Here is a 21,705-nt window from a genome sequence, read left to right on the forward strand (position 1 = left end):
AAGCTCTTTCAAAGTTTTTATGGGTTAGTTTTCTGTCGCTTTTACCCTCATGTAATGGTTTAAAGGCTGGTACTTCATCATCAGGAAGTAACCTGTACATTTCGGTTTATAATAACTAATTTACTCATGGAAAAAAATACAATATCTTTTTATTCGACATTGTTGCTTGCTGCCTGCATTTTATTCTCTTCCTGCGATCTATCCGATTTGGTAGAAGATACCCTGGAAGAAAATGAGCCACAAGAAGGGGATCACTTTGTAAAAGCTATCGTAAACGGAGCTGATTTTATGGCACTTGTTCCCAAAGGTAAAGACATTCAGGTAGATCTGGTAGAAGCAGAACACAAAACCAGTTCTCTGGGCTTTTCTTTGATTATTTCGGCTGCCGATGTGGTGTTAAGTAGTCAGCGAGGCGTCTTAATACAAATCCATTTAATGGGACCAGATCTGACTGGTGTCCAGGTTGGCACCCAGTTCGAAACGATGAATGAGGAGAACCTTATTGCTGATTCTTTCAGAGCCTTTGCCGTTATTAGCAAAGGCCACTTGGAGGAATTTGAGGAATACGAAGCAGGTACTGCTGAGCAGGGGTCAATTAACGTGGAGATAACAGCATACGATCCGGAGGAAAGGCTTGTTTCAGGGAATTTTTCCTTTGAAGCCTATGATGAAGCGGCGGATATTATCGTCAAGGTAACCAATGGGGAATTCAAAAACATCACCTGGTAGATCCGGAGTTTTACCTGAAATTTAGTATTACTAAAAATTTAAATTAATCTGTTATGAAAAATCTACTGGTATACCTTTCCTTTCTCCTCCTTTTGTCTTGTGGACCCATTTCCGGGGAGGACATTGATCCCGATACGGATGTTGAGGAGACAGAAACCCAACAAGAAGCGGGCGAAGAGGAAGTGGATGCAACCCAATATAATAGCCATTTGTTATTTGAAGTTGATGGCGAGAAAATACACATTGAAAGTGATAAATGGCTGCTAGGAGAAGGTATTTCAACGGAATATGACGATAATCCCAATGGCTTTTCTTACCTATCCATTACTGCTCTCAAGGTAACTACAGGGCAACGCATAGGAATCAGTATTAACCTAAATGTAAACTCAGTTAACGAGTTGAAAAAGGGTGCCATTTTTAAAAATGTTGAAGGTAAATTAAATACCGAAGGGACCTTTGAAATTGTTAAAAGTGGTGGTTACGCAGTGATATTTAAAGAAACCTTTGACTCAATTGGGGATGACGATTCCAATGACGAAACGGTTTTTGACGGTCAAACAAAAATTCTGGGTTTTGATTCTGAATTAAGTGCCTGGGAGGAGATTCCTGCAGATTTTGAGCTAAAAATTACAGGAATCGACCTGGATGCCCGGCGGTTTTCCGGAACATTTTCCTTTTCTGCTTATGACGTGGAAAGAGAAATTTTGGTTGCAGTCAGTTCAGGTGAATTTACAGACCTTTCCTGGTAAATCACCGGAAGGACCCTTAGGTGATTTATTCATCATGTTGGAAACATCTGAAAACGATAAGTCGATTGAGAACCATGCGTCTTGCGGGTGCTATACTTTATGATGGTCCATGCTAATATTTTCTCTTATTGGCAAAAGCCACCAGGGAAAGCATTACAGGAACTTCTACCAAAACCCCCACCACGCATACCAGGGCTGCGGGACTTTCCAGACCAAATAAGGCAATGGCAACCGCTACCGATAACTCGAAAAAATTACTGGCACCAATCATGGCTGCCGGGGCACAAACAGCATGAGTCAATTTTAGCTTTTTTCCTGAAAACCAGGCAAGAAAAAAGATAAAGTAGGTCTGTATGATCAAAGGAATGGCTATAAAGAAGATGATCCAGGGATTATCCAGGATATTTCCACCTTGAAAGGCAAACAATAAGATAAGTGTCAACAATAAGGCAAGCATGCTAACAGGTTTGAATTTGGGTAAAAACCTATTTGTGAACCAGGCTTCCCCCTTTGCTTTTATCAAAGTCCTGCTGGTCAAATAGCCAGCCAAAAGCGGGACCACCACATAAATGATTATGCTGATGATAAGGGTCTCATAGGGAATGTACACATCCGTAATCCCTAAAAGGAACCCTACAATTGGAACGAAGGCCACTAAAATGATCAGGTCATTAACAGAAACCTGCATCAGGGTATAGTTTGGGTCTCCATCACTGAGGTAGGACCAGACAAAAACCATGGCGGTACAGGGGGCTGCTCCCAGCAAAATGGCCCCTGCAATGTATTCCCCTGCCAGTTCGGGGGAAATGAAAGCGCTGTAAATGTTGGAAAAGAACAACCAGGCGAAAAAAGTCATGGTAAAGGGTTTGATCAGCCAATTGATCACCAGGGTCAGCACGATGCCCTTGGGTTTTTTTCCGATTTTTTTCAAACTGGAAAAATCAATCTGAAGCATCATGGGGTAAATCATCAACCATATCAGGATGGCGATGGGAATATTTACCTGGTAAATTTCCAGGGAACTGAGATAGGCCATGGCATCCCCGGCAACAAAGCCGATAGCTATACCACCCAGTATACAAAAGGCTACCCAGAGACTCAGGTACCTTTCAAAAAAAGCCATTTCTTTTTTTTCGGTTTTGATGCTCATTTTATTTTAGAAAATGCATGACTCAATTCAGTGGCGATCTGGAGACTTCTCTCCAGGTATTTTTCCGCTTGTTGCGGCGTATGATCAAATGCCTTCGGATCATCATAGGTAATCGGGATACGCTTTTCTGCTCCTGCAATATATGGACAGCCCTCATCAGCCTGGGAGCAGGTCATAATGGCCGCAAATTCCGATTTTGGGTTGAAAGTATCATCATAGGTTTTGGAAAATCCTATGACCGGATGGGCATTTTCACCGTACTTGATACTATATATGGGGTTCTTACCTTCGGAAAGTGTAGTTATTTCAAAACCCTGATTTGCCAGCGTTTCAGCAGCCATGGGAAAAAGCGCGGTGGCTGCTGTACCTCCTGAATAGCAGAATGCATGAGGGATGCCGTAATACGCTGCCATGGCCTGTGCCCAAATCTGGGACAGGTGGCTGCGGCGTGAATTATGGGTACATATAAAGTTGAGCCTGAGCACTTTGTCCTGGTTTACCTTATCCTGAATATAAGTTGTCAGAGACTGTAACAGCGCTTTTCTCTCCTTTGAAATTGCGTGAATATCAAGTGATTTTATGGTTGCCTGAATTTCAGGAAACAATTCATTATTAGATGCTGACATGAGTGTAAAGTGTATTCTTGGTGGATGGAAATGGTTTAGCAACAACCTGATGCAGCACCGGGAGTACATTGGTTGGATGGGCTTCCGATTGCATTGGAAAGGGATTTTAAAGGTTTGATACCAGGTTTTCTGGCAAATACCGTGATACTGAAAATACCTGTTTCTCCGGACTTGAAAAGCACTTTCTGCTCTGCATCCATGTAGCGGTCCAAAATGCTATCAGGTAGTAGTATAGGTTTTTCCTTTTGAATAACCAGGTCTATAAACCCTGCCTCCTTGATGTGACTGATATAGTCATTTTTTTGAATGGCCCCGGATACGCATCCGGCATACATTTCAGCATCCGTCTTCAGGGCTTCCGGCAACTCTCCCGCCAACACAATGTCGGAGATGCTGAAATGCCCACCTGGTTTCAGGCAGCGGTATATCTCCCGGATCACTTTTTCCTTGTCAGGCACCAGGTTAAGCACACAATTGCTGACAATGACATCCGCCAGATTGTCGGAGACCGGCATGTCCTCAATATCTCCCTGGCGGAATTCTACATTGTTCAAGCCCAATTTTTCTGCATTTATCCTGGCTTTGTGGATCATGGCCTCAGTAAAGTCAATCCCGATCACTTTACCACTCTCACCAGTTTCGTGTCTGGCGATGAAACAATCGTTTCCAGCTCCGGAACCCAGGTCAATGACCGTATCTCCTTTTTGTATTTGTGCAAATTGGGTAGGCAATCCACAACCCAATCCCAGGTCTGCGGTGGCCTGATAGCCTTCGATCTTGGTGTAATCGTCGGACATCATGTGATAAACCTCCTGGTTTTCATCTTTGCTGCCACAACAGGATGGATTTTCCTGGTGGGCGATTTCACTGTATTTTTCCTGAACCAGTTTCTTTAATGTTGCTGATGTTTTCATTTTTGTTTTGATTTAGCAATTTGGACCACAATTGGGAGAAGGAAAGCTTTCAAAAAGAGAATTAAATATACCCTTGATTTCTTCCCATCTAAGCGGATTAATGCAATAGCTTACCGAAACTCCTTCTATGGTCCCTTGAATGATACCACTGTTTTTTAATTCCTTTAGGTGTTGGCTGATGGTGGCTTGTGCCAGTCCCAATTCTTCTACCAAATGTCCATTGATGCAGGTGTTAGATTTGAGCAAGTATTGAATGATGGCAATCCTTGCGGGATGTGCCAGAACTTTGGCAACTGCCGCCAGTTCATTTTGCGTTTCGCTGAATAAATCACTTTTGGTTACTCCCATCTTAAAGGTTATTTTCCAATATGTTTTCTTTATAGAAATCCAGCAAGGCTGGCAATAGATTTTCTGTCGGCAAGTAGGGAATGCCAAATACCCTATCAGCAAGTTCTTCACTGATGATTTTGAAAACCTTCCCTTCTGCAGCGGCCCTGCTACTGAGTAGGGGGTCCCTGAAGGAATCCTGCATGGATAAGCTCTGGTTTACCAGCCAGGCATAGGGGCTGATTCCGGCCCGCTTTAAATCCTCCTGCAGTGCAGCAGCCTCTCTCATGGGTGTGGTTTCCGGTAGGGACACCAAGATGACCTTTGTCAAATCCCCATCTTTCAGAGCCATAAAGGGAGTTTTTATTTTATCCGCATGCAGGCCTGTATGTCGCATCACCTCACGGTGGTAGCTTCCGGCGGTATCCAGTAGCAATAGGGTATGGCCGGTAGGAGCCGTATCAATCACCACAAATTTCCGTTTGGCCTGCTGGATGGCTTTGGAAAAAGCATGAAATACAGCCACTTCTTCCGTACAAGGGGATTTCAAATCTTCTAGCAGGAGCATTTTACCCTGATCATCCAGGTTGGCACCTTTCTGCTGCAATATTTTTTCGGTATACCTTTGGGTTTCCAATTTGGGATCGATACGATCTACGGTAAGGCTGGGCGGAATTTCATCCAATTGCTGGATAAAGTCCTCTACATGGGCTGCCGGGTCTGTGGTTGTTAAATGTACTTCAAAACCTTTCCTTGCAATCATGATGGCCAGGGCGGAAGCCGCAAGAGTTTTACCCACGCCACCCTTTCCCATGGTCATGATCAAACCATGATCCTTATTTTTGGTTAGCTTTGCGACCAATTGATCCAGCCCATCTACATGCAGGATCCGCCTGTCTTTACCGGAAACTATCTTTTCCTGCAGTTGCTTATCCAACAGGGAACGGAGCTTTTCAATGCCCAATACATTATAAGATAAAAGGGGATATTCCTGCATGGCCAGACCCTTCAGGTTTTCAGGGATGGATTTCAATTGCTTTTGTGCCATTTCTTCCATTTTGACGGCAAAATCATCGGTAGGATCCAGGGCCTTAAAAACCCCATTGACATGTAATTTTTGATTGTTCAATCCCAATTCCCCGAGTTCCTTACTGCTGCGTGAAGCCTCCTTCAAAGAGGACTTTTCAGCCCGGGCAACCAGAAAAAAAGTCGTTTGATCAGCATCTCTTAAAGTGGAAACCACCTTATTATAACGTTCCTGACTGCTTTTCAAGGCTGAAGTGGGACCTAAACAGGAAGCCCCGTCCGGATTTTCTTCTGAAAAGGCAGCCCAGGCAGCAGGCAGTTCCAACAGCCTTAAGGTATGTCCCGTAGGAGCAGTATCGAAAATGATGACATCGAATTGATTGCCTTCGTTTTCTCCTGAAATAAAGCGGGAAAATTCGTCGAAAGAAGCGATTTCAGTAGTGCAGGCCCCGGAAAGCTCTTCCTTCATTTTTTTGATATCAGCTGCAGACAAAATACGGCTTAAGGGCTCCGTTACCCGATTGCGGTACTCATCAGCAGCAATTTCCGGATTGATGTTGAGGGCAAAAAGATTGTCCAGTCCTTTTACCGCTTGAATTTTTTCGCTGACCGGACTGTCCAGTACATCCTCCAGGTTGGATGCCGGATCTGTGCTGATCAATAGCACTCTATGGCCTTCATCAGCCATTTTAACAGCAGTAGCGCAGGATAAAGAAGTTTTTCCTACCCCCCCTTTGCCTGTAAAAAAAAGATATTGTGTTTTCGTGCTTGGCATGATTTCCTTTAATTTATGGATGAGCGTAATGAAACGGCTTAGCAACAGCCTGATCCCGGAGCACAGGCATTGGTAGCTGCCGGCTCCATTTCATTCAGCAAGGCATTGGCCTGATTGATGAGTTCCTGACTAAGGGTGTTTTTTACTTCATTTCCAATATTCATGGCTTCCGCAATTTCCTGAATAGCAATCCCGTATTTTTTTGCCGCTGCTACATAATGTTTCAGCGCACTTTCATTGGAGGAGGCTATGGCCGCCCCAATGCCAATAAGTGTTGTGGTCTTCTGGCTTGTGTTATTCTGAATAGGGGAGCCCTCCGAGCCGTCTTCTGGTGTTTCCTCCTCTAAAACTTGTGTCCATTCTGCTTTAGAAGGGTATTTACCTGCCATAACCACCCTTCCCTTGACCAAAATATAGGGCAAGGAGTCCATTCCATCCTGCTGTAATTTGGCTAGGGCCTCAGGGTATTCATTAAAAGCTTCTCCATCATTGGAGAGGTTATGCCGGTGAACTTCATGGCCCAGCGACTTCAACCACTTGACATGGGCTGCTGTCTGTACCAGGACATCATCCACTTCGGGACCACATATGCCGGTACTACAACACATGGCAGGGTCTAATAGGGTTATTTTCATGATCGGTTCCTTTCCTTTATTAATACATTGCAATATTACGATTAATATGGAGGAATAAAAATGTTTTGGCCTTTATTAAAAATAAATTTATCGAATCATTGCAAGGGCCTTTAGCATCGAATTTATGGAGGAAACCTGGCCGTATAAAAAATCCTTTTGCAAAAAACCATGGTGAGGGAGGAAAACACCGATGAGAAGTATATTTTTGGAAAGAATTTGAATTTAATTTTCACGTATTATTCCATTAAAATGACACCTTATGGAAAATGTAACATCATACCTTTTTGCTATCCTGATCTTCTTTGCTCCTTTGACCGAATTATTTCCCCAAACCCAGAGACCCGTAAAAGCCATGCAAAAGACTGAAAATAAGGAAGCACAACGGAATAAATTATACCAACTTTTGGGCAGGTTACCGGACAGGGAGCGTCCAATTACCGTAGAACTGGTTTCCACGGAAGAAAAAGACGGAGTCATCATAGAGAAATTAATGTTGGACATCAACGGGCAGGAATTGGTTCCCGCTTATTTTTCCAAACCCAAAAATGCAAGCGGAAAACTGCCTGTAGTGCTTTTTAACCATTCCCATTTTGGCCAATACGAGGTAGGAAAAAATGAATTTGTGAATGGAAGAAAAGAAATGCAATCACCTCCCTATGCCTTTGCCCTGGCCAAAGAGGGCTATGCCGGATTGTGCATTGATTCCTGGGGCTTTGGTGAAAGGTCGGGAAGGGCTGAACTGGATATTTTTAAAGAGATGATCTGGCAGGGACAGGTACTTTTTGGGATGATGGTCTATGACAACTTGCGGGCCCTGGACTACCTGGTATCCAGAGATGATATCGATAAAGACCGCATCGCCACCATGGGCATGTCCATGGGCAGTACCATGTCCTGGTGGCTGGCTGCTTTGGATGATCGGATCAAGGTCTGTGTGGACTTGAATTGCCTAACTGATTTTCATACTTTGATGGAGCAGGGAGAGCTCCGACTTCATGGGATTTATTATTACGTTCCAGACCTGTTGAACCATTTTTCTACCTCCGACATCAATGCCCTTATTTCTCCCAGGCCACATTTGGGTCTGGCGGGGGAGTTCGATCCCCTCACACCCTTGGAGGGGCTTAAAATTATCGATAAAAATCTGCAGGAGGTCTATGCAAAAGATGGCGCCCCTGAAGCCTGGAAATTAAATATTTACCCGGTAGCCCATGAAGAAACCGCTGAGATGAGGCAGGATATATTGCAGTTTTTGAGGGATTGGTTGTAAATTGGAAAAAATAAACCCAATTGACATGAGATCGATTTACCTATTATCCTTCTTTTTTCTCCCTTTACTGGTTTTTTCTCAAGAATTCGAGCCCAATTACGACGAAGCTGAAGTACCGGAATATCATTTACCTGACCCGCTAATTTTCGATAATGGGCAGGCAATAAATACCGCTGAAGACTGGGAAAGGAGACGCCTGGAAATACACGACATTTTTGAGCGGGAAGTATATGGGAAAAGTCCCCACTGGGATGGCGAATCCCGGGCAGAAGTGATTTCATCTACTGATAATGCAGTAGGGGGCATGGCCATAAGAAAAGAGGTGAAGCTTTCGCTCATCCGGCAAGGAAAACAAGTGGATATTTATTTGTTAATGTACCTGCCTAAATCGAATCTTCGATCACCAGTATTTTTAGGTCTTAATTTTTATGGTAACCATACTTTGTCCGAAGACCAGGCCATCAGGGTTACCGATGCCTGGATCAGAAACAATGAGACCTATGGCTCTTCTGAAAACAGGGCTTCTGAAAAGGGAAGGGGGCTGAGACGAGATAATTGGGGGGTTGAAGAAGCCATCAACAGGGGTTATGGGATAGCAACCCTGTACTATGGAGAATTGGATCCTGACTTTGATGACGGGTTTGATAATGGCGTACATGCCTTGTATCAGGAGGAAAGAGATGAAAACTCCTGGGGAGCTGTGGCCGCCTGGGCCTGGGGACTTTCCAGGGTAATGGATTACCTGGAAACCCTGGAGGAGGTGGATGCTACAAAGGTGGCCGTGCTGGGACACAGTCGTTTGGGAAAAGCGGCATTATGGGCTGGAGCCTCCGATTCACGTTTTGCCATGGTAATCTCCAATAATTCGGGTTGCGGTGGTGCAGCTTTATCCCGGAGGAGGTATGGGGAGACGGTAGGCAGGATTAACCGGGCTTTTCCTCATTGGTTCGCCAAAAGATTTAGCCATTACAGTGAAAATGAAGATGAACTCCCCATCGATCAGCACCAATTGATCGCCCTTTTGGCCCCCCGACCGGTGTACATTGCCAGTGGAGAGGAGGACCGCTGGGCCGACCCCAGGGGAGAATTTTTAAGCGGCTTACATGCCAATCCGGTCTATCAACTTTTGGGCAAAACCGGTATGCCCGTAAATGAGCAACCTGCTGTCGACCAGCCAATAATGGGAGATATTGGGTATCATGTGAGAAGTGGTGGTCATGGGATGCTGCCTTATGACATGCACCAATATTTCAATTTTGCGGATAAGCATTGGAAAAGTAAATGATCACAACCGTTGAGGTCTTCGCGACCTCGATGGTCTCACCCTTAGGTAAAGTGATGTTGAAAATACAAATATTGTTCTCGTAAAAGACCGCCGGGGTTGGGGAAACCCCAGCGGTCATAACCGTTGAGGTCTTCGCGACCTCGATGGTTTCACCCTAAGGTAGAGTGATGTTGAAAATACAAATATTGTTCTCGTAAAAGACCGCCGGGGTTAGGGAAACCCCAGCGGTCATAACCATTGAGGTCTTTGCTGAAAACAAGAGATCTTTTTTTCATTCCTTCAAATAAACCAATACCATTTTAGTAGGCTTATCCCCTTTGTTAATCACTGAATGCGTTTCGGATTCAAACCACATGGATGTTCTGGATTTAACTTCAATTACCTGAGGTTTCCCATTATCAGGCGTTATTTGGACTTTCGCATCAGTCAGGATTACCGTTAAGTGGGGTTCATGGTGATGCATTCCTTCTCCACAGACTTCGCCTTTTGGTAGACTTGAGTGTTCAAATACCTTTACTTTGTCATTGTCAATTAAGACTTTTTCATTTGACTCCTGGGAATTCTGTACCTGACCCATGAGTGTGATGCATAAAAACAACATTGGCAAACCTAATAAATACTTCATGATGCTAAATTTTACGTGATTGATAATGATTACATCACAAATTTAGTGGAATGGACACCGGGTAGTTTTTCTTAAAAAGCATATATTTTTGTTTTCCTGCTCAATCATATTGTTTTGATTGATTGTTCAGCATGCGGTATTGGTTGGGGGACAAGTTGAACTTCTCTTTAAAAATACGGCTAAAATGAGATATATTTTTGAATCCGCATTCAAAGGTGATATCACCTATCCTTTTCTCTGAAGTTTGAAGTAGTAACCTGGCTTTTTCAAGCCTTCGTTTGGTCAACCATTTCCCGGGAGTGGTTCGATAATGTTTTTCAAATTCGCGTCTGAAAGTGGTTGTACCTCGGTTGGTAATTACTGCAAACTCGGATATTTTTAAATCGTAGCAATAGCTTGATTCCATAACCTCCCAAATAGGAATTACATATTCGCTGATTAGTTGATTCACATGTGCAAGCAGATGATTATTGGCCGGATGAACTAGTATATTAAAAAGTAATTCCTTGAACTTTGCTTCAAAGATGGAATCAGGTAATACCTGGGGCTTAGAAAAATAGGGAAGTAGACTTTCGTAATAATTACGAATTTGATCATTAACTTCGAATTCCTGGATCATCTTTACGCCCACTTTCGGTAATTTAGTTAAGTTCAGGTATGGTCTGAACTCTTCAAAAATATTCCTCAAATAATCGTCTTTTAAGTACAGTACCAAGACCTCCCAACCTGAATAATCAGCAGGTATTTCCTGCAAAAAGGCACAACGTTTTAATAGAATTCCCTGATTCCTGTTGGTTATCCATTTGTTATCCCCATGTCGGATGATTCTTTTGCCACCTATGGTAAAGGCCAATTGGTTGTGATTGGAATATAACTGAATTATCTTATCCGTTTGCGGGCACTTGTAATATAGAAATAGTTGATCTTTTAGCCTTAGCTGGGTGAAAATCTCAGGATTTGCTTTATGGATTTCGTAAATATTCATTTCGTTGTTATAATTTAACGATTTTTATTGATCAGACCTTTTGTTTAGCTTATTTATTTGTCCGCAGACTATGATTTTCTGTATTTGTAAAACAGTCCTTAGAAATGCAGACGGATTTCATAAGTTTTTACAGTAAAAGGGATTATACAAAACAAAAAATTCAAGCATCGGGAGGCTTTTGCTACAGTTGCAATGTCTTTCTATTTTTATATATTACGAAAGAGAAATACGCTAACTTCGACTTGCCGTCGGGCTTTTACCAAAGGTTTTTTTAAAAATTTGGGAAAAATAGGCGGGTGACTTGAAGCCTACCCGATAAGCAATTTCAGAAATGGTAAGCTCCTCAATAGTTAACAATTCTTTTGCTTTTTTTAGGCGTATCATTCGGATGTAGATGGAAGCGGAGTATCCGGTCATGGTTTTTATTTTACGATGAACCTGCGAACGACTCAGGCAAACCGCATCGGCCAAATGATTAACCGAAAAATCTTCTTCTTCCAGGTGTTCAAGAATGGCCCTATCCGCTTTCCCCAAAAAACTTAATTTGTTAGGATTGATTCCCATACTTTTGTTATCCGTTCTCAAGAACGGGTGACTATCAAGGAATATATACTGCATGATCCCAAATGTTAAGTGAATGATAAGGATTACATCACAAATCTAGTTTATTGTATACAGGGCAGTTTTTCTTAAAAGGTATTTTATTTTGTTTTCCGGCTCAATCTTATCCACCAGGTAAATTTTTAGCACATGGCATGGGTTGGAGGACAAATATAACGCTTACGGTTTCTTTAACTAACCATAATAAATTCCTGGATTACTATTAAGGTTCCAACCGTCAGGGTAAACCAACCGAATGACCTTTGTAAACTCATTGTGGGAATTCCTTTTACTATCCGGCTGCCGACGAAAATTCCTGAAATAGCAAGACCGGTTATCCCTAAAAGGAAGTTCCAGTGTATGGAATAATTGAGCACATCACCCAAAAATCCTATAAGGGAATTACTGGCTACTATAAATAGTGTTGTACCAATCGCTGTTTTAAGAGGTGTTTTAGTGAGAAAACCGAGTATGGGGATAATCAGGAAACCACCGCCTACACCCACCAGGCCGGTGATTAATCCAGACAACAAGCCAAAAAATACCAGTGAAAAAATGGATGTTTTTTTTTCATTTCCCTTGTTCAAAGTCCGTCCATAGATCATTTTTAGTGAAGCAAGTATCATTAGAAAGGCAAATACGCCAAGAATAAAGGTGTTTTTTGAAAGGCTAAAGGACTCTATTTGAAGAATACTATCAGGAATAGCAGGAACAATCCATTTTCGCATCAGAAAAATAGATAAAATGGAAGGAATGCCAAAAATGGACCCCGTTTTTACATTTACCAATTGCGCATGGTAATTCAGTGCTGTTCCCACCAGGCTGGTTATCCCAACAATAAATAGGGAGTAAGCCGAAGCCAAAACCGCATCCATGGAAAAAAGGTAAACCAAAATCGGGACGGCCAGTATGGATCCCCCTGAGCCCAAAATCCCCAGGGTCAATCCGACAAAAAACAAAAAAAAGTAGCCCAGAATTTCCATGATTGAATTTGATCCGGATTTGAAATTATAGTTGATTAAAGCTTACTTATTAGCCGATATTAATGGACCAAATGGCCCGTATTTATGTTGAATTTCAGGAAAACTGTCCGTATATGGTCCAAAGGGATGATCAAATGGTTTTTTGGAAAGGTCAGGCCAATCCATGCTAAGGTCCTTTTCAGGCCTTGGCATGGAGTTGACATAAGCGGCCACATTCCAGGCCTCTTCATCGGTCAGGAAGGGATTATCAAAGGTTACTCCATAGGGCATATTGGCTTTCACAAATGCAGCAAACCGCGATAGCCGGTATAAACCTGCTCCGGTATTGTAGCTATTTTCTCCAAATAGGGGAGGATAGGTATATTCCAAGCCATTTTCCGCCAAAATCCCCATTCCATCCGCTCTATGACACCTGGTACAATAAGCTTCATAGACAGCTTTTCCTTGTACCGGATCAGCGGCTTTTTCAGGTAGGGGAAGATCCAACAGGCCGAATCCCTTATCGGATGCGCCATTTGTGACATCTTTGCCCAACCATTTCATATAAGCCACCATGGCTTTCATTTCCCGGCTATCAGGATCGAGTGGTTTTCCATTCAGGCTTCTTTCTATACAATCATTTACCCTTTTTTCATACCCTTCGGTGGTACCTGAGCGATTGCGGAATACCGGATATTTCGAAGCCACGGCACCATAGTTGTTTCCATAAGCCACCGTACCTCCTTTTAGATGACAATTCTGGCAATTCATTCCATTGCTGATTTGCCTCACTTTACCTTTTGGTCCCAGGTACACCGCCGTATGGGCAATCAACTCATGACCATATCGGATCAAGTCTCCTTCCTGATTGGAAGGAAGACTGGCCAACTGTGGTGCTTGCCAAAGCCCTGTTGACGAAATCCCGGATGCCGAATCGCCAGACCTGGCAATACCAGGAACTTCCTGATTTTTTAAAGGGAAAATTCCTAAGGCATGGCCTAGCAAGAGGAGGGTTGAGCCTAAAATTCCTATGACCAAAAGGTTGACCGACAAGGTCAATTGTCGAAGCCATTTGTCCAGCTTTTCTTCCTCCATAATGGATTGATTTTTCCTTTTTTTTAATGATGCGCTTCTTTGATATATCCCCAACCTTCTCCTTGTTTGGTGACGATTTCCAGGATACCATCAGGAACCGTTTTCACTCCTGCCAGCAATTGAGAGGGCTTGATTTGATGTCTTTTAAGCGTGGCTTCACAAACCACAAAACTCACCTTGTCATTACCTTCAAATTGCAGGATTTCCGATGATACAGTGGAGTTCTCCTGAAGTACCATGGGATAGGCTCCCGCATAAACCACCACCTCAAATTCCGAGTCGGGATAGTTGGCCGACATCATGCTGACATGTCTGAGGGTGGCCTGATGTGTAGCTTCATCGTTGCTGGTAATATCGAATACAATTTTTACCGGATTAGACTGTGCCAAAAGCCCCATGCTTAACACCAGGAAGGAGGACAAAAGGATAATTTTTTTCATCATTTTATGGTTTAATGGATAATGGAAAGAACAGGATTAACCTCCGGCGTAAATGTAGGCGCAGTCCTTTTTCTGCGCACGGGAAAGGGCCCACACCCCGGAAGGAACGATCTGAACCTCAGGTAATACGCCCTTTGTCCAGTCTGCTTTCACCTCTTCCGGGTTAAGCTCCATTTTTTGGGCAGCCATACCACTGTAGACCGTTAAGGCCATGTCGCAGACACAAAACATGGCTCCCCTGTCATGCAGTTGTTTCATTCCATCAATACCCGGCATGGGATAATCACCTTCTTGGGGAATGAAAAAAGGATTACGTTGGGAAGGAGCACCTGTGTTGTTATCCACAATGTTAAACATTTCTCCAAGGGAATATTTTTCCCACAATTGGTCATTTAAAGCAAAAGGAATGGCATTGTGTCGCAAGACAACCATGGCTGTCATTTCATCATCCGATAGGCCGGTCTGATTGTTGGTTTGGTAGAATACCCAGGACCAAATAAATGGGAACCCGGCATGGGGTTCTGGAGCATCATACACTACCCGCTGCTCTCCCTTAACGCCTTCAAACCAGTCCTCTGCATCGTTGAGCACTTTTGTGTCCATTTGTTTCCCAGCCAATAGCGGACTGGAAATGGCAGTTAGTCCTGCTGTGGCTCCGGTAGCCAGGGTTCCGATAAATTTTCTGCGGGAATTCATTACTGAGTTCTTCATGGTTGATCTGTTTAAAGTTTGTTAATTGGTTTTTGGTACAAATACATTGTTTGCCATCAACCTGGTGCAGGGACCATGCTTATCAGGTAGTAAGATTCATTTTTTTCCTGATAAAGGCCTGCAATGGTAAAACTGACCACCATCTATATCATCTTGCACCTATGGGCAGGTAGCTTTCATGAAATGTACGTTTCAAAGCTATAAATTACGGCTTTCAGCTGCTTTAGGTATTGTTGCAACATCTATATATATTGTTGCAAAAGACAAAAAAATGATTATATTCTGCTTTCAGTGGGGCTTTCGCCAAAAGTTTTTTTGAAAATCTGAGAGAAATATGCAGGAGATTTAAACCCTACCCGAAAGGCCACTTCAGAGATATTCAGGTCCCCGGAAGCCAATAGTTCTTTTGCTTTTTGTAGCCGGATCAGCCGGATATAAATCGTGGTTGAATGTCCGGTAAGGGCCTTGATTTTACGGTGTACCTGCGAGCGGCTTAGACATATTGCATCCGCCAATTGATCTACAGAAAAATCTTCCTCTTCCAGGTGATTGAGGATGGCCTGCTCAACCTTCACTAAAAAACTTTCTATGGAAGAACTGATAGGCTCATAGCTGTGCTCACTGCTTAGGAAGCGCCGACTGTACTTTTGTTGCAGCCGATTCCGGATCTCCTGCAATTTTTCCAGACGGATCAATAATTCTTTTTTATCAAATGGTTTCGCCAGGTAGGCATCTGCCCCTTTGGAAAGTCCGGTCAGCCGGGCCTCCTTTTCCGCCAGGGCTGTCAGCATGATAATCGGAATATGGTCACTGCGCTCATCGGCTTTGAGTGTGGCGCAGACTTCAAAACCATCCATTCCGGGCATCATGACATCACAAATGATGATGTCTGGAATATGTGCATAAGCCAATTCCAGTCCGGTTTGTCCATTCGTCGCATGAAGACAATTGTATTTATTCTTCAACGCCATTTTCAAATAATTGCCCACATCCAGGTTGTCCTCAATGATGAGAACCAGAGGTAACTCCAGGTCTTGGGCTTTTTCATTGATATAAGTTATGGCTTGGGGTAGGGTTGGTTGAAAGAATTGGTTAAGCTCTTGCCCGATGGTTTTAGGGGCAGCCAGGGTAATGGGTAGGTGGACAGTAAATGTACTACCCATTCCTGTGGGACTTTCAACTTTTATTGTTCCTCCCATCAATTCCACCAGCTCTTTAGTCAGTGCAAGACCAATACCTGTTCCCTCTGTATGCCGGGTCGACGATTGGTCTGCCTGATAAAAACGGTCAAAAACGTGAGGGATTTCCTCTTTCAGAAGTCCTTTGCCATTATCTTTAACTATTAAAGTAAAATATTTTTTCCCTGACGCATAGACCTGATCAAGGTGGACAGCTATCCGGCCATGATCAGGGGTGAATTTTATGGCGTTTGATAGGAGGTTTGAAACGATCATTGCGAGTTTTGCAGGGTCAAAATCCATGACCAATTGCGCCACATGCGCATCAACATCCACCTTAATTTGTTTTTCCTGGGCCATGGATTCAAAACTTTCACAAATGTATTTGATAAAAGGAACCACGTCCTGTTGCTGCATTTCCAGTTCCAGATGTCCACTTTCCAGCTTGGCCAAATCGAGCATCTCATTGACCAGTTGTAAAAGGTTTTTACCATTTCGCTGGATCATTTCAAGCCCATGATCGGTATCCTCCCATTGTTGGTTCCTTGCTTTTGATCGGAGGGTATCCGTAATACCGAGAATTACAGTTAGTGGGGTACGGAATTCGTGGGTGATATTGGTGTAAAGGCTACTTTTAAAATGGTCTATTTCTTTTAGGCGTTTGCTTTCTGCTACGGCCAGTTTGCGGGAAATTTTAAATCGATAAAACCACCGAAACATGACAAGGAGGAGACCTGTAAAAAGGATATATGCCCACCATCGGGTCCACCAGGGTGGGCTTATAAATACATGAAGGGAAGTACCTTCCTCATTCCAAAGCCCATCACTGTTGCTTGCGATTACCTGAAAGGTATATTGACCGGGGTCCAGGTTGGTGTATCGGGCGGTGCGTTGTTTTCCGGCATCTATCCATTCAGCATCATAAGGCAGCATCCTGTATTTATAACTATTGTTAGAAGGATCTGTAAAATGAAGCCCGACGTAATCAAAGGTCAAATCATTTTGTCGGTGGGATAAAGTAAGGGTTTCCGAAGGAGTACTTTTAAAAGACGGTAGATCAAAAGGTTTACCTGCTACCTGCAGACCGCTCAGGACTACATCCGGTGGGTAAGGGTTTCCTTTAATCTGATCGGGATAGAAGGAAACCATCCCTCCATCTCCGCCAAAAAACAGCTGACCATCACTACTCTTAAAGGCACCGGTATGATTAAAACTGCTGACAGAAAGGCCGTCTGAAGCATCATAATTGGTAAAGTGCCGGTTTTTCGGATCAAAACGGACAATACCATTTCCGGTAGAAAGCCAGAAAATCTGATTTTCATCTTTCAATATGCCATTAATGGTATTGCTGGACAGTCCATCCTCCGTGGTATATTGGTCCATGGCCCCGGTCAACACATTGTAATGTAATAATCCATTGTTTGGCGTACCAACCCAGAAATTATCCGGGTTTTCTTCCAGCAAGCAAGTAACTCCATACCTTTCAAGATGGGGTAAAAAACGATCGCTTTCCGTATCGTACTGAAATAAACCTCCCTGAAAAACACCCACCCAAATGGTACCGTCGCTGCTCTCATTTATGGCCAAAATGCTGTTATAAAAGGTTTGCTGACTACTATTGGAAAAATCGTACCTTTTATAGGATTGTCGATCTCTGCTCAGGCGTATTATTCCGCTGCTCCAGGTTCCCAACCATAACCTGCCATGCCTGTCTTCATGCATCCGAATGACAGGGTCCGTAACATGGGTGTAAACATTTCCATTTACCATTTGGTAAGGTGCGAATTGGCCATTCTGACGATTCAAAGTATCCAACCCTGCTTCTGTTCCTACCCAAAATGTACCGTTTTGGTCCTCATAAGTAGTCCAAACAATATCACTGCTGATACTATGCTCATCAGTAGGATCATGTCGGAAATGCCTGAATACTTTATGTTTTAAATCCAGCTTATTTAACCCACCTCCACGGGTTCCCAAATAAAGCTGGTCGGGTTCGCCGGGCGCTTCATACATTCCCATGACATGATCATAGGACAGGCTTGCTGAATTTTCTGGCTCATGTGTATGTATGGTGAACTTATGTAGGGAAGGATCCACTTTGTGCAAGCCCCCTGGCAAATTTCCTAGCCACAAGCGATCCTGACTGTCGTACAAAAATGTCCAGACCTGGTTGGAGCTTAAACTACCGGGGTCATCAGGATTATTCGAATATTGCGTTAATTTTTTACTGACTGGATCATAATGGTTTAGCCCTCCATTATACGTTCCCACCCAAAATTCACTATTATGGTCTTGAAAAATAATTTTCACATGAGGACAAGAAGACCATAATCCCATTTCTCCCTGTGGGGCGTGAGGGGCATCTGGCTTGGAGGAATCCGGAAGCATTCGAATAAAATTCTCTTTTTCAGGATCGAAATAATGGAGGCCACTTTGGCAGGAACCCACCCATATTTTACCTTCCTGATCCTCATAAAGTGCGCTAATTCGATTATCAATTAGACTGTTTGGATTTTTCGGATCATGCAAAAAGCGTTTTGTGGTTCCCGAACTTAAATCCATCCGGATAAGACCGCCACCAAAACTACTTGCGTCAAACGGTTCCCCGGTTCCGATCCAAAGTTGATGATTACTATCAGCCAATAACACCCGAACTTCATCCTCCAACAGATTGACCGAATCTGCCGGGTCATTTAAAAAACGGGTAAATTGGTCCGAATCCCGTTCATATCGAAAAAGCCCACCATTTTGAGTACCTACCCAAAGGTTTTGGTCCTGATCTTCGGTGAAGGAATTAATTTGCCCTGCGGCTTCATTGGCAGGAGCAGAGGAGTTGGAAGCATACCGAATGAAACAATCACAAGTCGAATCATATCGATCCAGATCAGACTTGGAGCCTATCCATAAATCACCTTTAAAATCGACAAACAGGGTTTCCACCCGGTTTTGGGACAAGGAAGTTGTATCACCAGGAATATTGCTATAGCCTCGGAGCTCATAGCCATTGTACCTCACCAGGCCATCTTCTGTTGCTATCCAAATATATCCCTGATGATCCTGAGCAATATCCAGAATGGAATTACTTGGCAGTCCATGCTCGGTGGTAAATCGCTCGAATCTTACGGGCTGGGATTGGGACCGGGTAAGGTAGGGGATCAGTAGCAATGACCAAACAAGAAAGCTGGTCAAGGCAGGTATTGAAATCCAGAAAGTGGAGCGATTGCTTTTCATTAGGTTGATATTGTTTAGCTTTTAAACCCTCAACTTCGATTCTATCTCTCCTAAAATGAATACCGTTTTATCGATACCTAATTTGCTGTGATCCTGTAAATCTATCCCAACGGTATTTATTGTTTAATCCGCATGGAAAAAAATATTATATATTTGAATACCTTCATATTTTGGAATAATAATCTACACCAATATAAATTAAAAAGCAAGTATATCGGTCATTCAATTCTGATTGGAATAAATGATTGATCGCCGAAAACGGGCCTTGGCCACCTACCAAAGATTAGGGAATTCCTTTCCGATGGCAAGGTATTAAATCTACGTTTTTTTGATAAAATCGATAAATACTCAGTATATTCGAGAAAGTTAATTGATCCGAATAGCATAAAACCTTCCCTGCCGTCCATTTCGATAAAAAAAAAATTATGTCAGGAAAGCTAAAACCCAAATACCATGAAGCATTCTTGTTTATTCATTTTTATGGTTCTACTGATCCTTTCGGGCTGTTCCCCGGCATCTTCCATAGATGAAAACCTCACCCAATCAGTGCTGGACCACCATTGGGAGACGTTTATCAATAATTACCTGGAAGGCGTCATGGAGGATTATACAGAAGAATCCATTCTGATTACCCCAAACGGCACCTATATGGGCCTGGAAGAAATCCGGCAAAACTTTGTGAATGCCTTTAAGGCCTTTCCTGCAGGCCAAGCCACACTAACCCTGAAGGAAAGCCTGGCGGTCAAAGATATTGGCTATATCCTATGAACTCAGCGGCTAATTTAAAAAGGAACGAAAAGGATTCGATAGCCATATTTGAAGAACGAACATTAGAAAAAGACTATAGGACATTAATTCCTCTCTTACAACCTGGGCTTAGGGTCCTGGATGTTGGCTGTGGATCAGGTGCCATTACCTGCGGATTACTGAAATATGTGGGGGAGCATGGATGCGTAATTGGGATTGATGCAGATCCATCTTTTATTAAGAAAGCCCAATTAAAAAGTCAAGGGTTTAAAAATTTGGAGTTTGTTCATCAAGACCTTTTCTCGTTCGAACATGTCGAAAAATTCGACCTGATCATTGCCTCCCGAACTTTGCAATGGATTTCTGATACAAACCAGGCCATTGGTAAAATGAAACAACTACTTAAACCCGGGGGACAGCTTTCCATCCTGGACTATGATCATTTAAAAATAGAATGGAATCCATCAATCCCTGATGCTATGAAAATGGCCTATAATGCCTTCTTGTCCTGGCGTTTAGAAGGAGGGCTGAATAATCAAATTATAGTAGATTTGCCGGATTTCCTGATGGCTAACGGACTATCAAATATTCAGGTTTTTGAAGCAAATGAAACTTATGAAAAAGGAGATCCCAATTTCATGTCTAAACTCGGAATGTGGGAAAAAGTAGTGGCCATGCCCCAAATCCTGGATGAAGGCTATTTGGATGAAGAAACCATAAAACAGGCACTGTTGGCGTATGGAAATTGGAAACGGAACGAGGCCAGGGGTATGATCTTGAAACTAAAAGAAGTTCGGGGGATAAACCTTCTATAAAAACCAAAAAAAGACATTAAAAATAAAATATGATCTAGTTATGATTAGTTAAAGGCCGGTGGCGGTATTCGGGAGGAAGGTTTTCTTCAAAGAAAGGAAATCCTGTTTCGAAATAATAGTTGCTTTATTAATTAAATATCCACATCTTGAATGGTAAATAAAATTGATTTGTTCCATTAGCCTATTTTTATACAGGTTTTAAAAATTTATAATTATGAAAATGCACTACAGCCTTGTTTTGTTGGCCTGCCTGCTTTTTTCCGGATGTGCTTCCAATTCTTCTGGTGAAAATATTGATGAAGCCCAGACCGAGGCGGTGCTCGACCATCATTGGCAAACATTTATTGCCAATGACCTGGAAGGCGTCATGGAAGATTATACAGAAGAGTCCATTCTGATTACCCCAAACGGTACTTACAGGGGACTGGATGAAATCCGCAGAAACTTTGTCAATGCCTTTACGGCCTTTCCTACAGGCCAAGCCACCCTGACCCTGAAGGAAAGCCTGGCGGTCAAAGATATTGGCTATATCCTCTGGGAAGCCGATACCCCTGAATTCAACCTGAGCTATGCCACCGATACCTTCATTATCCGGAATCGTAAAATCATCCGGCAGACTTATGCCGGAGTAAGGGAAAATAAATAAGCAAAATCAAGGTCAATAGTCCTAACCGTTGAGGTCTATGAGACCTCGACGGTTTTTTTCGTGACAGTCCTGGGAAAAGACCTTCGGGGTTGGGAAAACCCCAAAGGTCAATAGTCCTAACCGTTGAGGTCTTTGGGACCTCGATGGTTTTTTTCGTGACAGTCCTGGGAAAAGACCTTCTGGG

At 43.0% G+C, this 21,705-nt stretch carries 21 protein-coding genes; 7 read left to right on the top strand and 14 right to left on the bottom strand.

Features of this window, described 5'->3' with window-relative positions:
* Positions 1-126 precede the first annotated feature (126 nt).
* Positions 127-729: a hypothetical protein gene (locus GL182_RS09855; protein WP_163379487.1), complete on the top strand. Its 603-nt coding sequence runs from the start codon at positions 127-129 to the stop codon at positions 727-729.
* Positions 730-782: 53 nt separating this feature from the next.
* Positions 783-1,478 carry a hypothetical protein gene (locus GL182_RS09860; protein ID WP_163379488.1) on the top strand — a complete coding sequence of 232 codons (696 nt, stop codon included), beginning with the start codon at positions 783-785 and terminating at the stop codon, positions 1,476-1,478.
* Between the two features lie 112 nt (positions 1,479-1,590).
* Here GL182_RS09860 and arsB read toward each other — a convergent pair whose 3' ends face one another.
* Genes arsB through arsD form a run of 6 tightly spaced genes read right to left on the bottom strand, consistent with a single transcriptional unit; the run spans position 1,591 to position 6,931 of the window.
* Entirely contained in the window at positions 1,591-2,628 is a 1,038-nt protein-coding gene (arsB, locus tag GL182_RS09865; RefSeq protein ID WP_205603620.1) for an ACR3 family arsenite efflux transporter, read from the bottom strand.
* Entirely contained in the window at positions 2,625-3,254 is a 630-nt protein-coding gene (locus GL182_RS09870; RefSeq protein WP_163379489.1) for a low molecular weight phosphatase family protein, read from the bottom strand. Before GL182_RS09870 ends, arsB begins: the two co-directional genes overlap by 4 nt.
* 35 nt (positions 3,255-3,289) lie before the next feature.
* Positions 3,290-4,168 carry an arsenite methyltransferase gene (locus GL182_RS09875; RefSeq protein ID WP_163379490.1) on the bottom strand — a complete coding sequence of 293 codons (879 nt, stop codon included), beginning with the start codon at positions 4,166-4,168 and terminating at the stop codon, positions 3,290-3,292.
* Positions 4,169-4,180: 12 nt separating this feature from the next.
* A complete protein-coding gene (locus GL182_RS09880; protein ID WP_163379491.1) occupies positions 4,181-4,516 on the bottom strand; it encodes an ArsR/SmtB family transcription factor in 336 nt (111 codons plus the stop codon).
* 1 nt (position 4,517) lies between these two features.
* Positions 4,518-6,296 (bottom strand): arsenical pump-driving ATPase, encoded by a 1,779-nt coding sequence (gene arsA, locus GL182_RS09885; RefSeq protein WP_163379492.1) that lies wholly within the window; start codon positions 6,294-6,296, stop codon positions 4,518-4,520.
* Positions 6,297-6,334: 38 nt separating this feature from the next.
* Positions 6,335-6,931, bottom strand: a complete 597-nt coding sequence (gene arsD / locus GL182_RS09890) for an arsenite efflux transporter metallochaperone ArsD (protein WP_163379493.1) — start codon at positions 6,929-6,931, stop codon at positions 6,335-6,337.
* A 259-nt stretch (positions 6,932-7,190) separates the two neighbouring features.
* Between arsD and GL182_RS09895 the strand changes: the two genes are divergently transcribed.
* Both GL182_RS09895 and GL182_RS09900 read left to right on the top strand, forming a co-directional pair.
* Positions 7,191-8,201 (top strand): dienelactone hydrolase family protein, encoded by a 1,011-nt coding sequence (locus tag GL182_RS09895; protein WP_240469762.1) that lies wholly within the window; start codon positions 7,191-7,193, stop codon positions 8,199-8,201.
* Positions 8,202-8,226: 25 nt separating this feature from the next.
* Positions 8,227-9,486, top strand: a complete 1,260-nt coding sequence (locus GL182_RS09900; RefSeq protein ID WP_163379494.1) for an acetylxylan esterase — start codon at positions 8,227-8,229, stop codon at positions 9,484-9,486.
* Between the two features lie 271 nt (positions 9,487-9,757).
* On the opposite strand, the gene GL182_RS09905 is transcribed toward GL182_RS09900, so the two are convergent.
* From GL182_RS09905 to GL182_RS09940, 8 genes are all read right to left on the bottom strand, one after another.
* Entirely contained in the window at positions 9,758-10,111 is a 354-nt protein-coding gene (locus GL182_RS09905; protein ID WP_163379495.1) for a cupin domain-containing protein, read from the bottom strand.
* Positions 10,112-10,211: 100 nt separating this feature from the next.
* Positions 10,212-11,096: a helix-turn-helix transcriptional regulator gene (locus tag GL182_RS09910; RefSeq protein ID WP_410267464.1), complete on the bottom strand. Its 885-nt coding sequence runs from the start codon at positions 11,094-11,096 to the stop codon at positions 10,212-10,214.
* A gap of 231 nt (positions 11,097-11,327) precedes the next feature.
* Complete coding sequence (locus GL182_RS09915; RefSeq protein WP_163379497.1) at positions 11,328-11,714, bottom strand: helix-turn-helix domain-containing protein; 387 nt, start codon at positions 11,712-11,714, stop codon at positions 11,328-11,330.
* A 173-nt stretch (positions 11,715-11,887) separates the two neighbouring features.
* Positions 11,888-12,679: a sulfite exporter TauE/SafE family protein gene (locus tag GL182_RS09920; protein WP_163379498.1), complete on the bottom strand. Its 792-nt coding sequence runs from the start codon at positions 12,677-12,679 to the stop codon at positions 11,888-11,890.
* A 42-nt stretch (positions 12,680-12,721) separates the two neighbouring features.
* A complete protein-coding gene (locus tag GL182_RS09925; protein WP_163379499.1) occupies positions 12,722-13,753 on the bottom strand; it encodes a c-type cytochrome in 1,032 nt (343 codons plus the stop codon).
* Positions 13,754-13,776: 23 nt separating this feature from the next.
* Positions 13,777-14,196 carry a DsrE family protein gene (locus GL182_RS09930; protein ID WP_205603621.1) on the bottom strand — a complete coding sequence of 140 codons (420 nt, stop codon included), beginning with the start codon at positions 14,194-14,196 and terminating at the stop codon, positions 13,777-13,779.
* 33 nt (positions 14,197-14,229) lie between these two features.
* Positions 14,230-14,904, bottom strand: a complete 675-nt coding sequence (locus GL182_RS09935) for a Tat (twin-arginine translocation) pathway signal sequence containing protein (RefSeq protein WP_163379500.1) — start codon at positions 14,902-14,904, stop codon at positions 14,230-14,232.
* A 275-nt stretch (positions 14,905-15,179) separates the two neighbouring features.
* Positions 15,180-19,313 (bottom strand): two-component regulator propeller domain-containing protein, encoded by a 4,134-nt coding sequence (locus GL182_RS09940; protein ID WP_163379501.1) that lies wholly within the window; start codon positions 19,311-19,313, stop codon positions 15,180-15,182.
* A 453-nt stretch (positions 19,314-19,766) separates the two neighbouring features.
* Between GL182_RS09940 and GL182_RS09945 the strand changes: the two genes are divergently transcribed.
* The 3 genes from GL182_RS09945 (at position 19,767) to GL182_RS09955 (ending at position 21,521) form a co-directional block, all read left to right on the top strand.
* Positions 19,767-20,081: a nuclear transport factor 2 family protein gene (locus GL182_RS09945; RefSeq protein WP_163379502.1), complete on the top strand. Its 315-nt coding sequence runs from the start codon at positions 19,767-19,769 to the stop codon at positions 20,079-20,081.
* Complete coding sequence (locus GL182_RS09950; protein ID WP_163379503.1) at positions 20,078-20,875, top strand: class I SAM-dependent methyltransferase; 798 nt, start codon at positions 20,078-20,080, stop codon at positions 20,873-20,875. The genes GL182_RS09945 and GL182_RS09950 overlap by 4 nt, the downstream gene beginning before the upstream one ends.
* A gap of 214 nt (positions 20,876-21,089) precedes the next feature.
* On the top strand, positions 21,090-21,521 hold the full coding sequence (locus GL182_RS09955; protein ID WP_163379504.1) for a YybH family protein: 432 nt from the start codon (positions 21,090-21,092) through the stop codon (positions 21,519-21,521).
* Positions 21,522-21,705: the final 184 nt, after the last annotated feature.

Source organism: Cyclobacterium sp. SYSU L10401 (assembly GCF_010993705.1).
Taxonomy (GTDB): Bacteria; Bacteroidota; Bacteroidia; order Cytophagales; family Cyclobacteriaceae; genus Cyclobacterium.